13 protein-coding genes are annotated in these 13,605 nt (G+C 63.9%); 6 read left to right on the top strand and 7 right to left on the bottom strand.

The features are described 5' to 3' along the window. Window positions 1-30 precede the first annotated feature (30 nt). The gene (locus BLR69_RS21445) at window positions 31-660 is read right to left on the bottom strand and encodes a LysE family translocator (RefSeq protein ID WP_071494710.1); all 630 of its coding nucleotides are present in this window, start codon (window positions 658-660) and stop codon (window positions 31-33) included. A 136-nt stretch (window positions 661-796) separates the two neighbouring features. On the opposite strand from BLR69_RS21445, the gene BLR69_RS21440 reads away from it, so the two are divergent. Then, a complete protein-coding gene (locus BLR69_RS21440) occupies window positions 797-1,270 on the top strand; it encodes an Lrp/AsnC family transcriptional regulator (protein ID WP_025854407.1) in 474 nt (157 codons plus the stop codon). Window positions 1,271-1,408: 138 nt separating this feature from the next. On the opposite strand, the gene BLR69_RS21435 is transcribed toward BLR69_RS21440, so the two are convergent. The 6 genes from BLR69_RS21435 to BLR69_RS21410 are packed head-to-tail and all read right to left on the bottom strand — an operon-like array spanning window position 1,409 to window position 7,090. Next, entirely contained in the window at window positions 1,409-2,341 is a 933-nt protein-coding gene (locus tag BLR69_RS21435) for a phosphatidate cytidylyltransferase (protein WP_017528659.1), read from the bottom strand. Between the two features lies 1 nt (window position 2,342). Next, complete coding sequence (locus BLR69_RS21430) at window positions 2,343-2,963, bottom strand: lysophospholipid acyltransferase family protein (RefSeq protein ID WP_071494709.1); 621 nt, start codon at window positions 2,961-2,963, stop codon at window positions 2,343-2,345. A gap of 9 nt (window positions 2,964-2,972) precedes the next feature. Further along, a complete protein-coding gene (locus BLR69_RS21425) occupies window positions 2,973-3,416 on the bottom strand; it encodes a hypothetical protein (protein WP_071494708.1) in 444 nt (147 codons plus the stop codon). Continuing rightward, window positions 3,406-4,704 carry a phosphatase PAP2/dual specificity phosphatase family protein gene (locus BLR69_RS21420; protein ID WP_071494707.1) on the bottom strand — a complete coding sequence of 433 codons (1,299 nt, stop codon included), beginning with the start codon at window positions 4,702-4,704 and terminating at the stop codon, window positions 3,406-3,408. The genes BLR69_RS21425 and BLR69_RS21420 overlap by 11 nt, the downstream gene beginning before the upstream one ends. Before the next feature lie 2 nt (window positions 4,705-4,706). Next, entirely contained in the window at window positions 4,707-6,455 is a 1,749-nt protein-coding gene (locus BLR69_RS21415; RefSeq protein ID WP_071494706.1) for a bifunctional alpha/beta hydrolase/class I SAM-dependent methyltransferase, read from the bottom strand. A gap of 11 nt (window positions 6,456-6,466) precedes the next feature. Then, entirely contained in the window at window positions 6,467-7,090 is a 624-nt protein-coding gene (locus BLR69_RS21410) for a CDP-alcohol phosphatidyltransferase family protein (protein WP_071494705.1), read from the bottom strand. 320 nt (window positions 7,091-7,410) lie between these two features. Here BLR69_RS21410 and hflK (BLR69_RS21405) point away from each other — a divergent pair, with 320 nt between their 5' ends. The 5 genes from hflK (BLR69_RS21405) to bufA2 all read left to right on the top strand — a co-directional run bounded on the left by hflK (BLR69_RS21405) (window position 7,411) and on the right by bufA2 (window position 13,602). Next, window positions 7,411-9,315 carry a protease modulator HflK gene (gene hflK, locus BLR69_RS21405; RefSeq protein ID WP_071494704.1) on the top strand — a complete coding sequence of 635 codons (1,905 nt, stop codon included), beginning with the start codon at window positions 7,411-7,413 and terminating at the stop codon, window positions 9,313-9,315. A 12-nt stretch (window positions 9,316-9,327) separates the two neighbouring features. After that, window positions 9,328-10,317, top strand: a complete 990-nt coding sequence (hflC, locus tag BLR69_RS21400; RefSeq protein WP_071494703.1) for a protease modulator HflC — start codon at window positions 9,328-9,330, stop codon at window positions 10,315-10,317. After that, entirely contained in the window at window positions 10,314-11,348 is a 1,035-nt protein-coding gene (gene hflK, locus BLR69_RS21395; RefSeq protein WP_071494702.1) for a protease modulator HflK, read from the top strand. Before hflC ends, hflK (BLR69_RS21395) begins: the two co-directional genes overlap by 4 nt. After that, a complete protein-coding gene (locus tag BLR69_RS21390; protein ID WP_071494701.1) occupies window positions 11,345-13,231 on the top strand; it encodes a cation-translocating P-type ATPase in 1,887 nt (628 codons plus the stop codon). The genes hflK (BLR69_RS21395) and BLR69_RS21390 overlap by 4 nt, the downstream gene beginning before the upstream one ends. Before the next feature lie 116 nt (window positions 13,232-13,347). Continuing rightward, entirely contained in the window at window positions 13,348-13,602 is a 255-nt protein-coding gene (gene bufA2 / locus BLR69_RS21385) for a BufA2 family periplasmic bufferin-type metallophore (protein ID WP_071494700.1), read from the top strand. Window positions 13,603-13,605: the final 3 nt, after the last annotated feature.

Raw genomic sequence — 13,605 nt, 5'->3', positions numbered from 1 at the left:
TACAAAAGATGACGCAGATACGCCGACCCGCTAGGCGTGTTGCACAAAGGTGAGGCGCACCGCAAAACCGATCAAAAGACTGCCGAATAACCACTGTTGCACACGCTGCGCCGAGCGATTGCGTGCCAGCCACTGACCGATGCGCGCTCCGGCCAGGGCGTAGCAGCAGTCGAAGGCAAAACCGACGGCCACCAGGATTACGCCCAGCAACGCAAACTGCGCCGCCACCGGGCCGGCCTGGGGGTTGATGAACTGTGGCAGCAGGACCGAACAGAACAGCAGAGCCTTTGGGTTGAGCAGGTTGGTGAGCAGGCCGCGTTGAAACGCTGCCCGCCAGGCATGGGCGGCCAGCGTGGTGTTAGTTGTATCGAGTGCCGGCAGCATGTTCGCTCGCAAGCACTGCACGCCGAGCCACAGCAGATACGCCGCGCCGCCGAGGCGCACCACGTCGAAGGTCCACGGCGCCACCTTGAACAACGTCGCCAAGCCCATGCCCGCCAGCGCCACATGACAGGCGCGGGCCAATCCCAAGCCAATCGCCGTGGTCAGCGCCAAGGCCTTGCCCTGGCGTGCGCCGGTTTGCAGCAGCAGGATCATGTCCGGCCCTGGCAGTAGATACGCCACCGAAAGAGCCACCAGGAATAACCAGAGTTCCGCCATGTTTCACCCCCCGTGTGTGTCGGCCAATTCTAGGGCGCAAGGGCGGGGCAGGTGGTTGCGTAGTCAGCCAGAAAAGCGTCTAGTCTTGGCACTCTCTGCCACTGAATATCTAATCTGCCATTCATTTATGCCAAATCTGAAACTCGATGCGTTTGACCGCAAGATTCTCGAAGCCCTGCAACGTGACGGCCGCTTGAGCAATGTGCAACTGGCTGACGAAATCGGCCTGTCTGCTTCACCTTGCCTGCGGCGCGTACGCCTGCTGGAGGAAGCCGGCGTTATTCGCGGCTACCAGGCCACGCTGGACCGTGACGAAGTGGGCCTGGGGATGATGGTATTCGTGGGCGTGAAGGTGGAGCGGCATAACGACACCGAGGCCAATGCCTTCCGCGAAGCGGTAACGGCGTTGCCGGAAGTGATCTCGGCGTTCCTGGTGTCGGGGGAGTCGGACTTTCTGTTGCAGGTGGTGGTGCCGGATTTGCGTGGGTATGAGCGGTTTGTCACTGGCAGCCTGCTGAAACTGCCAGGGGTAAGGGACATCCGCAGCAACTTCGCGATCCAGACCGTGAAAACCCCAGGCGCATTGCCGCTGGGGCATTTGCCAGGCTAATGCCGGTGAATCACTGTAGGAGCGAGCTTGCTCGCGAAGAACGTCAACGATAACGCCGGCATTCTGGATGCACGCGGCGCTCTCGGGTTTTTCGCGAGCAAGCTCGCTCCTACAGGGTTATGCGGTGGTGATGTGACTTCAGGTCCACCAGTAGCGCACAAGATGGAAGAAGATCGGCGCCGCAAAGCATACCGAATCCAGTCGATCCAGCATCCCGCCGTGCCCTTCGATCATGTGCCCCCAGTCCTTCACGCCTCGATCACGCTTGATCGCCGACATCACGATGCCGCCGGCAAAGCCGAGCAGGTTGATCAGCAGCGCAATCAGGAACGACTGCCACGGGTTGAAGGGTGTGGTCCACCATAGCGCGGCGCCGATCAGGGAGGACAGCAGAATCCCGCCGACGAAGCCTTCGACGGTTTTGGACGGCGACAGGTTGGGCGCGATCTTGTGTTTGCCGAACAACTTCCCACATACGTACTGCAGCACGTCCGACAGCTGCACCACGATCACCAGGTAGGCGATCAGCAGCAGGTTACGGCCTTCGTAGCCGGGGATATCGAGGGTGAGCAGGGCGGGCACGAACGACACGCAGAACACCGCGATCATCAGGCCCCATTGCACTTTCGAGGCGCGTTCGAGGAAGTGCGTGCTATCGCCGCCCAGGGAGGCGAGGATCGGCAGCAGCAGGAACACGTACACGGGGATGAAGATCGAGAACAGCCCGTACCAGTCCGAATAGATCAGCAGGTATTGCAGCGGCAGCGCCAGGTAGAACGCGGCGACCAGCGCGGGGTAATCGCTGCGGCGCGTGGGGGTGAGGGTGAGGAATTCGCGCAGGGCGTAGAACGACACCGCGTAGAACAGCAGGATCACCGCGCCGGTGCCGAGCCAGAAGGCGATGCCGATGACCACCACCATCACCCACCAGGCGTTGATGCGGGCGTTGAGGTTGTCGATCACCGCGTTGGGCGTACCACGGGTGCGCAGTTTGAGGATCAGGCCGATCAGCGAGGCCAGCACCAGAATCGCGCCGATACCGCCGAACAACATCAGGGTTTGGCTATCCATGTCAGACGTGCTCCGGGGCGAGGGCGAGCAGAGCATCGCGGGTACGGGCGAGGAAGGCGGCTTTGTCTTCGCCGTCTGCCAATTGCAGTGGCGCGCCGAAGCTGGTGGTGCACAACAAAGGCAGCGGCAGCACGCGGCCCTTGGGCATGACGCGGTTGAGGTTGGCGATCCACACCGGGATCAACTCGGCCTGTGGGTAACTTTTCGCCAGGTGGTACAAGCCGCTCTTGAACGGCAGCAGGCCGTCTTCGAGGTTGCGCGTGCCTTCCGGGAAGATGATCAGCGAGTCACCGCCTTCAAGGGCGTTGAGCATCGGCTGTAGAGGGTTATCCACAGGGTCCTTGCGTTCGCGGTCGATCAGCACGCCGTTGAATACGCGGTTGATGATGTAGCGGCGCAGGGCGCTCTTGTTCCAGTAATCGCTGCCGGCCACCGGGCGCGTGAATTTGCGCAGGTTCTGCGGCAATGATGCCCACAGCAACACAAAGTCGCCGTGGCTGCTGTGGTTGGCGAAGTAGATGCGTTGCACCGGCACTGGCGCGCACCCCAGCCACAGGCTGCGCGCTCCTGTGACGGTGCGGGCCATGGAGGTAATCAGCGTGGCGACCACGGGTTCGAACATGGGAATTCCTTATCCGGCGAAGGGCAGCCAGGGGCTGGCGAGGATCACGCCCAGGGTCAGCAGCGCTTGCGCGCCGAGCAGCCAGGCTTGTTTGCGCAACAGTTTGAGCGCGCCGCGACGGCGTTCGGTCCAGGGTCGGCCGACACGCTTGGCTGATTGCAGGCCAAGGGTCAGCAGGGCCTGGTCGAGGTCTGGCGTGCGTTCGATGTCGCGGGCCAGCAGGGCGAACAGATCGGCGTCGAACGCCACACGCAGCGCCCAGTATTTTTGCAGCAGGCCGAGGATAATCATCCACAGGCTGAGCAGCAGGCAGATCGTCGAAATACTCGCCATCAACAATTGGGCCAGACCGAACAGCACACCGGCCAGAGTCAGGCCTGTGGATAACTGATCCAGCGAACGGCCACGACGCAGCAGGCTGGCAACCATCTGCAGTTCCATATCAGCGGGCATGGGGCAAACCCTCCAAAGCTTCACGGTGTGCGGGGTGCAGGACCACATCGGTCCGTGCTGTACAAATGATAGCCAGCGCACTCTCGACCGTCGCGGCGCGCCCGGTGTGCAGCAGCCAGGCGCCGACGGCGGTGGCGCTGCGCGAGTAGCCGAGGGCGCAGCACACCAGCACGGGGCCGCTGGCGCGCAGACGCTCGATGGCTTGGGCGGCTTGCAGGCATTCGGCAGGCGTGGGCGCGATCAGGTCCAGCACCGGGACGGATTGATAGGCGTGCCCCTGTGGATTAATCGGCAATTCGGCACACAGATCGACGATGGCCGTGAAGGGCGCTTGCTCGCTTGTGGTAGGAATACGCCCGAGCCAGACGTTATCCACAATCAGGTCAGGCTGTGGATGTTTGCGTGTCCACAGGCGCGAGTTGATCCAGGCGGCGGCCAGATACGGTGCGTACAGCCAGCGTGCGGCGGGGGTCAGTTGGCCGTCGGTGCGTTTCTGGAAACCCGCAGCGCCCAGTACGAAGTAATTGGCCTTGATCAAGGCGAGGGAAACCGCTGGCCACAGTAGCCACAACCAGGCGCCGCCCAATACAAATGCTGGAATCGCCAACAGCACCGCGCCAAGCCCATAGCGCACGCCCAACCGCCAACGCGTGGGATCCCGCGTCAGCCGTGCACTCAACAACGGGCTCGGATGTTCCACCGGCCACAACCATACGCAGATCCACCCGGCGAGGGCGCCTGTGGGTAAGTCGATAAAGTGATGTTGATAAGTGGTCAGCACCGAAATGCCGATCAACGCGAACCAGCCATGCACCAGCCAACGCCAAAAGCCTTGGGTGTGGCGCTGGTACATGACCCACAGGATCACCAGCAGCGCGATATGCAGCGACGGTGCCTGGTTGAACGGTTTGTCGAACCCGGCCAGCACCGCGAACAGCCAGCCGAACACACCGTCCAGTTCCGGCCGTTCGAAGGTGAAACGCAGCGGCCAGATCAGGAAGCAGCTCACGGCGATCACCTGGGCACTCAGCAGGCGCAGCGCATGCTGCTTCAACTCATGCCGGGTGTTGGGCAATAACAACGAAAACCCATAAAGCAGGTCGATGGACCAGTAGGGCACGATGGTCCAGGCCCAGAACGGCATATGGGTTTCCCAGCCGAACACCAGCGTGCCGACGTCGCTGCGCTGGCTGGTGACCCAGGTGGCAAAGCCGTAGGTGCTGAAGAACAGCGGCGCCAACAGCAGCAGCCACAGCACCGCAGGCTTCAATAAACCGGGTTCGCGCATGTTCAGATCTTCTGTGCCAGGGACACGGTGAAAATGCCCCACTCATCCACACGCTGGGTGATCTTGCGGAAACCAGCCGCTTCCACCAATTGATCCATTTCCGCCTGGCTGCGCCGGCGCATCACCCAGGCCTGGCCCTGGCGGTGGCTGGTCAGGGCGCGGGCGATCAATTCCAACTGCGGGTGCCACGGTTGGCCGGTGTAGACCAGGTAACCGCCCGGTTCCACCGCTTCGGCCAGCCCGGCCAGCGAACCGCCGACCATGCCGTTATCGGCAAACAACTCATACAGCCCGGACACCACCGCCAGGGTCGGCTTGGGGTCGAGTGCCGCCAGGTCCTGGCGGTCGAACGCATCACCTTTGACGAACTGCGCGATATCCCCCAAACCCTTCTCGCGAATCAACGCGCCACCGTCGCGCACGTTGATGTCGCTGTAGTCGCGCAGCAGGATCGATTCCGGCAGTGGCGACACGCCCTGCAAGGCTTCCAGGATGTAGCGACCGTGGCCGGCGGCGATATCGACGATGCGCACTTCACGATCTTCACCGCGCAACCTGGCCATGGCCAGGCGCAGCAGTTCCTCCACATTCAGCTTGCGCTGGCGAATACCGCGCCAGCCGATGGAGTTGAGGTAATTGGTGTCGACCATCCGCCCCAGCCCACCCTTGCCGGTGGGCGTGTTGCGGTACACGTAGTCCAGGGTGCTGCCGGAGTCGAAACCGGTGTCGAAGCCCAGTTTCACCCCGTCCGACAGGTTCTTGCCCAGGCCCATGCTGGCGCGGGTCATGCGCCAGTAGAGGTCGCGCAGGGAGTTGCGCGGCAGCGGTGCGGCAAGGGCTTCGGACTCGGCGCAGGTGGCGCCGAGTTTGTCGGCGTCCAGCAACGAAGCGCGATCCAGCGGGTGTTCGAAGTTCTGCAGGATGAAGCGCCGGGCGCTGCTCACGGCGCTGGCGCGATCACGTTCGCCGAGGGTGTCGTGGAAGAAACCGGGGAGGATGTGCAGCTCTTTTTTCAAGCTGCCCAAGCGGTCGAAGAACTGCTGCTGGGGTTTGCGGTGCACCACGAAGTCGGAGCCGGAGACCAGCAACTGGGTAGGCACCTGGATCGCCTGGGCATCGGCGACCACACGGTCGGCCGCTTCATACAGGCCCAGCAGCACATTCACCGAGATCGCCTTGGTAATCAGCGGATCGCTGTCGTAGGACGCCACGCGTTCCGGGTCATGGCTGAGGAACTTGGCCTTGACGTAGCTGTTGACGAAAAAGTTGCCGCGAAACTTGCGCATCAACGCCAGGCCCGGTCGGGCGAACGGCACGTAGAGCTTGACCTTGAACGCCGGCGAGGCGAGCACCAGGGCACGGATTTTCGGCGCGTAGTCGTGCACCCAGGTCGCCGCGATCACCGCGCCGACGCTTTGCGCGATGACGGCGAAGTTTTCTTCCTCGATGCCATACGTGGCGCCGATGTGGTCGCAGAAGGTCTGCACATCGCGGGCGCTGGTGGCGAAGCTGGGGCTGTCACCGCGCTCGCCGGGAGACTGGCCGTGGCCACGGGCGTCCCAGGCGAAGAAGTCGAATTGCGGCAGGTTCAGCTCATCCACCAGGTGGGCGATACGCCCTGAGTGCTCATGGCCGCGATGGAACAGCACGATGGCCTGGCGCTGGCCGGTGTTCTCGGTGGCCGGCCAGTGCCGATAAAAAAGCTCGACGCCATCATGGGTACTGAAGGTGTGCTGCTGCTGTTCGCGCATCGCAAAAATCCTTATGCAATCGGTGAGGTTTCTTGTTGTTCTTTAAGGCCCTGGCGCACCCGGTTGACCAGGGTGTAGGCGAGCAGGGCGGCCACCAGCCACATCACCGCGTCGACCCAGCCGGCGCCCAGCCAGCCCAGTGCCACACCGGTGGCCAATACGCCGAGTACAAAGGCACGATCACTTTTGCCCATCGGCCCGTCATAGCGGCGCGATGCACCGACCATCGGCCCGAGCACACCGGCGTACTCGCTGAACACCGCCAGCAGCGCCACCAGCAGCACCGGCGCCAGGCTCACACCGGGGATCAGCGCAAACGGCAGGATCAGCGCGCTGTCGGCGATCACGTCGCACAGTTCATTGAGGTAGGCGCCCAGACGCGACTGCTGGCCGAATTCCCGGGCGAGCATGCCGTCGATGGCGTTGAGGGCCATGCGCAGGATCATCCACAGCGGAATCAGCGCGAACAGCCACAGGTGGGTGGCGAAGCTGGCGATCAGCAGGCCGACCAGCAGCGAAATCACGCCGGCCAAGACAGTGATCTGGTTGGCGGTGGTGCCATTGTCGTAGAGGCGCTGCACCAGTGGGCGCAGCAGGTTTTGAAAACGCGGTTTGAGCTGATAGATCGAAATCATGGGGGGTGACGCTTCCTTGTCCGTGGACCCGCGAAAAACTGTTCTGGAGTGTGCCGATTAATCCTCGCCTGCACCAGTGATGGCGCGTGTTTCTGGGGGGTTAGTCACGATCTTGACGGTGCGGGAGATCAAATGTGGGAGGGGGCTTGGCCACGATGGCAATGGGCCGGTTGAAACCGGTGTTGGCTGACACACCGCTATCGGGGGCAAGCCCCCTCCCACAGGGGAACGGTGTACCGCTTAAAGCGATGTTTATCGAACAAAAATTTCACGCACCGTGTTATATCGTAACGAACTGTGTACGGGTGGGCGTTGAGTCGATGCAAGTGGATCTGGAAGCTGACGGCGCTTCGGTAGAAGGCCTTCCGCGTTTTCAACAAGGGCAGTTCCATGCCCGTCGATTGCGCCAGGCCGGTATCAGCCTGACGGTGCTGGCTGTTGCCGGTTGGGTGCTGGCGCTGTTTGTCGCGCTGTTTGCGCCGCTGTCGATCTGGCCGGTGGTGTTGATCAACTGCGCATCGGCGTTGCTGTTGCTGGTGGCCGGGCTGCAGTCGGCGTGGTGGGTGGCGGATTGGCGCGCCCAAGCGTTGGAAGAACCTGCGGTTGAAGTGCCGCTTGAAGACCCGGGCCGCTATGCACGCTTTATGCTGCGTTTTGCCAAGCAGATCGGCGCACCCGTGTTGTGGCTTGGTGGCTGGTCGTTGCTGGCGCTGATCAGCGTTGTCGAGTTCTGGAACCTGGGGTTGCCTGCCGCACCGGTCGGCCAGTCGGCCAGCATTGGCGCAGCGCTGGCGTTGGCTTTGGCGTTTGGCTTGCTGGTATTTGAACGCCGCCTGGCCCAGGAAACCACCGCGCAATGGCCCGAAGCCGCGCAACTGGCGCAGTTGAGCCGGGTGGCGATTGTGTGCCTGGTGCTCAGTGCGATTTGCCTGCTGTTTGCCGGTGCCGAGTCCGTTTGGCCATTGCGCCTGGCGGTGTTGATCGGCCTGCTGCCGGCGCTGGTCTCGCTGGAGTTTGTGCTCAGGGCCATGTTGTCGCTGTTCAGCCCACGCCAGCCCCGCCTTGAACCGCGTCTGATGGCACAAAGCTTCATCGCCGGTCTGCTGCGCTGGCCGCCTCAACCCTTGCTCGCCTTGCAGCACGAATTGCACAACCGCTTCGGCATCGACCTGCGCCAGATCTGGGCGTTTACCTACATGCGCCGGGCGTTCCTGCCGGTGCTGCTGGTGGTGCTGGCGGTAGGTTGGGCGCTCACCGGCGTGCACGAAGTGCCCCTGCAAGGCCGTGGGATTTATGAGCGCTTCGGCAAGCCCGTCGAGGTGTTCGGCCCCGGTTTGCATGCTGGCTTGCCCTGGCCGTTGGGTCGTGTGATCAGCGTCGAGAACGGCGTGGTGCATGAGCTGGCCACCAGCGTCAGCGACGCTGCTACGCCAGAGTTGGCGCCGGCAGAAGGCCCGGCGCCGCTGATCGCCAACCGCTTGTGGGACGCCAGCCATGTGAACGACAAGTCCCAGGTGATCGCCAGCAGCAGTGGCGACAAGCAGAGCTTCCAGATCGTCAACATGGACGTGCGTTTCGTCTACCGCATCGGCCTCACCGACCAGGCTGCGCTCGCTGCCACCTATAACAGTGCCAATGTGCCGAGCCTGATCCGCAGCACCGCCAGCCGCATCCTGGTGCATGACTTTGCCTCGCGCACCCTCGACGAGCTGCTCGGCGAGCAACGTACGAGCCTGGCCGACGAAATCGGCCGCGCCGTGCAGGCCGACCTGCAAAGACTCGACAGCGGCGTGGAAATCCTCGCCACGGTGGTCGAGGCGATCCACCCACCGGCCGGCGCCGCCAACGCCTACCACGGCGTGCAAGCTGCGCAGATCGGCGCCCAGGCGCTGATCTCCCGCGAGCGCGGCGCGGCCAGTGAGCAAACCAACCAGGCCCTGCTGCAAGCCAGCACCGCACGCGACCAGGCCACGGCCACCGCCCGCGAAGTCAACGCTGGTGCCCAAGCCGCCAACCTGCGTTTTGCCGCCGAACAAAAGGCCTACGCCACCGCCGGCCAGGCGTTCGTGCTGGAACAGTACCTGGGTCAACTCAGCCAGGGCCTGGCCCACGCCAAGCTGCTTATTCTGGATCACCGCCTGGGCGCCGATGGCGCACCAACGATCGATCTGCGTTCTTTTACCTTGCCGGCCGATCCTTCGCAGCCGCGTAAAGCCGTTCAATAAGGAGTCGGTCCGTTGAGCGCTCATTCTCACGATCACGGTCATCATCATGGCCATCACCACCACCATCATCACGCTGATGAGCACGCCGCCGGCCCATTCCCCTGGCGGCGCATGGCCTTGGCGGTGCTGCTGGTGCTGTTTGCGGCCGCGGCCGCCAGCCTGGTGCAGGTACGGTCCGGCGAGGCCACGGTGATTACCCGGTTCGGCAACCCGGCGCGGGTGCTTCTGGAGCCCGGCCTGGGCTGGCGTTGGCCGGCGCCGTTCGAGGCGGCGATCCCGGTGGACTTGCGCTTGCGCACCACTTCCAGCGGTTTGCAGGACGTGGGCACCCGCGATGGCCTGCGCATCATCGTGCAGGCCTACGTGGCGTGGCAGGTGCAGGGCGATGCGGATAATGTGCAGCGCTTCATGCGCGCGGTGCAGAACCAGCCGGATGAAGCGGCGCGGCAGATCCGTACCTTTGTCGGCTCGGCGCTGGAAACCACGGCGGCCAGCTTCGACCTGTCGAGCCTGATCAACACCGATGCCAGCCAGGTGCGCATCGCTGATTTTGAAGCACAACTGCGTCAGCAGATTGATCAACAATTGCTCAATACCTACGGCGTGCGCGTCGTTCAAGTCGGGATCGAACGGCTGACGCTGCCGTCGGTCACGTTGACGGCCACCGTCGATCGGATGCGCGCCGAGCGTGAAACCATCGCCACCGAACGCACCGCCGTGGGCAAGCGCGAGGCGGCGCAGATCCGCTCTGCCGCCGAACGCGATGCGCGCATCGTGCAGGCCGACGCCACGGTGAAAGCCGCCGACATCGAAGCGCAATCCCGGGTCGAAGCCGCGCAGATCTATGGCCGCGCCTACGCCGGCAATCCCCAGCTATATAACCTGCTGCGCTCGCTGGATACCTTGGGCACCGTGGTCACGCCGGGCACCAAGATCATCCTGCGCACCGACGCTGCGCCGTTCCGCGCGTTGGTAGACGGGCCGAAGGACATCCAGCCATGACCGAGCGTGACAGCCCGGACAGCCCATGGATCCAGGCTGGGCGCCTGACGTTCCTGGCGCTGTACGCGGTGACGGTGCTGGCGGCACTGGCCTGGGCGTTTTCCAATGTGCGCCAGATCGACCCGCAGAACCGCGCTGTGGTGCTGCACTTCGGCGCCCTCGACCGCATCCAGAATGCCGGGCTGTTGCTGGCCTGGCCGCAGCCGTTCGAGCAGGTGGTGCTGTTGCCGGCGGCCGACCGGGTGATCGAGCGTCGGGTGGAGAACCTGTTGCGCTCCGATGCGGCGACCCAGGCCGACCGCGTCGCCAGTTTCGCCACGCCGTTGAGTGATGCACTGGCCGGGTCCGGTTACCTGCTGACCGGCGATGCCGGCGTGGTGCAGCTGGATGTGCGGGTGTTCTACAAAGTCACCGAGCCTTACGCCTTTGTGTTGCAGGGCGAGCATGTGCTGCCGGCCCTGGATCGACTGGTGACCCGCAGCGCCGTGGCCCTGACCGCCGCGCGTGACCTGGACACGATCCTGGTGGCCCGCCCCGAGCTGATCGGCACCGACAACGGCGCCGCCGAACGTCGCGAACGGCTGCGCGGCGACCTTGTGCAAGGCATTAACAAGCGCCTCGTGGAGCTGGCTTCCACAGGCTTGGGGTTGGGCATCGAAGTGACCCGCGTCGACGTGCAGTCGAGCCTGCCGGGCCCGGCGGTGAATGCCTTCAATGCGGTGCTCACCGCCAGCCAGCAGGCGGATAAAGCCGTGGCCAACGCGCGCACCGACGCCGAGAAACTCACCCAGACCGCGACCCAGCAGGCCGACCGCCTGGTGCAAGTCGCCCATGCCCAGGCCAGTGAACGCCTGGCCAATGCCCAGGCGCAAACCGCCACGGTCGCCAGCCTGGCCCAGGTGAAAGACCCGGGCTTGCTGCTGCGCCTGTACCGCGAGCGCCTGCCGAAGATTCTCGGCCAGGCCGGTTCGGTGACCACGGTCGATCCGAAAGACGACTCCCGCTTGATCATCCAGGGAGCCGAGCAATGAGCGCACCCATGCTGACCTCCGCCGAGCAGCGCAGTGCTGCCCGGCAATTGACCCTGGCCATGCTGGCCCTGGGGTTGCTGGTGCTGGGCCTGGTGTGGCGCTGGCTGGCGCCGGACCAGAGCGGCGTGAGCCAGTTGCTGCTGGGTGTCGCGTCGCTGTTGGTGGCGGTGCCGGTGATGCGTTCGGCCTGGTACAGCCTGCGCTTCCCGAGCCTGCACGGTATCACCGACCAGTTGATCGCCCTGGCCATGCTGGGCGCCTGGGCTACGGGTGACCTGCTGACCGCCGCGTTGCTGCCGATCATCATGATTTTTGGCCATGTGCTGGAAGAACGCAGCGTGATCGGTTCCCAGGAGGCGATCCATGCCCTGGGCAAGTTGACCCGCAGCCATGCGCGTTTGGTGCAGGCCGATGGCAGCATCCAGGAAGTGGACAACGGCACGCTGAATACCGGTGACATCGTCGAGGTACGCGCCGGCGACCGCGTGCCGGCGGATGGCGTGGTGCTGTCGGGCCAGGCGAGCCTGGACACGGCGCCGATTACCGGTGAGTCGGTGCCGCTGGAAGCCAGCATGGGTGTGCAGGTGTTTGGTGGGGCGATCAACCTCGATGGCTTGCTGCGCCTGCAAGTGACCCGCACCGGTCACGAATCTACCCTGGGCAAAGTCATCGCGCTGATGCAGAACGCCGAGCGCTCCAAGCCGCCGATCACGCGGCTGCTGGAGCGGTATGCTGGCAGTTATATGGTGCTGGTGTTGTTGCTGGCGGCGGTGACCTGGTTTGTGACCAATGACGCCCAGGCGATGCTCGCCGTGCTGGTGGCGGCGTGCCCATGTGCGTTGGTGCTGTCGGCACCGGCCACCGCGATTGCCGGGATTGCCGTGGCGGCGCGGCATGGGATTCTGATTCGCAGTTCGGCGTTCCTCGAAGAGCTGGCGGACCTGACCTCGCTGGTGGTCGACAAGACCGGCACCCTGACCTTTGGCACCTTGCGCCTGCAATCGATTGAAACCACGGCGCCGGATCGGCAGGTGTTGTTGAACCTGGCGGCGAGCCTGGGCTCGGCCAGCAGCCACCCGGTCAGCCGGGCGTTGGCGGGGTTGGCGACGCAGGAACAAATGCTGGCGTTGACGGACATCCGCGAACGCCAGGGCCTCGGCGTGGTGGCGCACACCGATCAGGGCGAAGCGGCCTTGGGCAGGCCAGAGTTGTTCGAGCAGTTGGGCATCGAGACCACCGCCGTGCCGAACCACGATGGCCCTATCGCCGGGCTGGCGTTGAACGGTCAGTTCCTGGCCTGGCTGCTGCTGGCCGATAGCGTCAAGCCGGAGGCCCGCCAAGCCCTGCAAGAGCTGCGTGACCTCGGCCTTGGCCGCCAACTGTTGCTCACCGGCGACCGCCAGAGCGTGGCGGACAGCCTGGCGCTGGACGTGGGCATCAGCGATGTCGAAGCCCAGGCCCTGCCGGAAGACAAGCTTAACCGTGTGCTGGGTGAAATCGGCAGCGGCTTCCGGCCCATGGTGGTGGGCGATGGCATCAACGATTCGCTGGCGCTCAAGGCCGGAGTGGTCGGCGTGGCCATGGGCGCAGGCGGTGCGGACATCGCCCTGGCGTCAGCGGACGTGGTGTTGATCGGCAGCGACCTGCGGCGCCTGGGGACGTGCGTGCGCTTGAGCCGCCAGTGCCGGCAGACGCTGCAGGTCAACGTGATCATCGGTCTGGGCTGGACCTTGGCTATCGTGATATTCGCCGCGTTTGGCTGGTTGGGCGCTGCCGGGGCGATGATTGCGGCGGTGTTGCATAACCTCAGTACCTTGCTGGTACTGGGTAATGCCGGGCGTTTGCTGCGCTTTCAGGAACCCCTTTTGAAGCTTGAAGAATAATTTTCAGAAATTTTTGCACACAGCTGTAACGCGGATGAGGGGCCTCACTCTAGTGGTGTGTCGAGACTGAACAATCCGTTCAGACCGACACCCCTACGATCATGAGGAATACAACAATGAACATCAAATCCGCTGCTGCTGGTGCCGCTCTCGCTATGGCTGCCGCCACCATGTTTGCCGGTGTTGTGACTCAGGCCCAGGCCGCTGATACCGCTGTGCACTGCTACGGCATCAACGCGTGCAAAGGCCAGAACGACTGCAAAACCAAGGACCACGCCTGCAAAGGCCAGGGTGCTTGCAAAGGCCAGGGCTTCAAGGCGATGGCCAGTGCCGATGCCTGCACCAAGGCTGGCGGCAAAGTCGGCGAATAACCG

The sequence above is a fragment of the Pseudomonas azotoformans genome (assembly GCF_900103345.1).
In the GTDB taxonomy this organism is placed as follows: Bacteria; Pseudomonadota; Gammaproteobacteria; order Pseudomonadales; family Pseudomonadaceae; genus Aquipseudomonas; species Aquipseudomonas azotoformans.
Note: the sequence above shows the minus strand (reverse complement) of the source record. Positions and strands in the feature narration are given on the sequence as shown.

What these genes read in the sequence shown, in the direction of transcription:
- BLR69_RS21445 (WP_071494710.1), bottom strand. Translation starts at nt 660, where the DNA reads ATGGCGGAACTCTGGTTATTCCTGGTGGCTCTTTCGGTGGCGTATCTA.
- BLR69_RS21435 (WP_017528659.1), bottom strand. Translation starts at nt 2,341, where the DNA reads ATGGATAGCCAAACCCTGATGTTGTTCGGCGGTATCGGCGCGATTCTG.
- BLR69_RS21430 (WP_071494709.1), bottom strand. Translation starts at nt 2,963, where the DNA reads ATGTTCGAACCCGTGGTCGCCACGCTGATTACCTCCATGGCCCGCACC.
- BLR69_RS21425 (WP_071494708.1), bottom strand. Translation starts at nt 3,416, where the DNA reads ATGCCCGCTGATATGGAACTGCAGATGGTTGCCAGCCTGCTGCGTCGT.
- BLR69_RS21420 (WP_071494707.1), bottom strand. Translation starts at nt 4,704, where the DNA reads ATGCGCGAACCCGGTTTATTGAAGCCTGCGGTGCTGTGGCTGCTGCTG.
- BLR69_RS21415 (WP_071494706.1), bottom strand. Translation starts at nt 6,455, where the DNA reads ATGCGCGAACAGCAGCAGCACACCTTCAGTACCCATGATGGCGTCGAG.
- BLR69_RS21410 (WP_071494705.1), bottom strand. Translation starts at nt 7,090, where the DNA reads ATGATTTCGATCTATCAGCTCAAACCGCGTTTTCAAAACCTGCTGCGC.
- hflK (WP_071494704.1), top strand. Translation starts at nt 7,411, where the DNA reads ATGCAAGTGGATCTGGAAGCTGACGGCGCTTCGGTAGAAGGCCTTCCG.
- hflK (WP_071494702.1), top strand. Translation starts at nt 10,314, where the DNA reads ATGACCGAGCGTGACAGCCCGGACAGCCCATGGATCCAGGCTGGGCGC.
- BLR69_RS21390 (WP_071494701.1), top strand. Translation starts at nt 11,345, where the DNA reads ATGAGCGCACCCATGCTGACCTCCGCCGAGCAGCGCAGTGCTGCCCGG.
- bufA2 (WP_071494700.1), top strand. Translation starts at nt 13,348, where the DNA reads ATGAACATCAAATCCGCTGCTGCTGGTGCCGCTCTCGCTATGGCTGCC.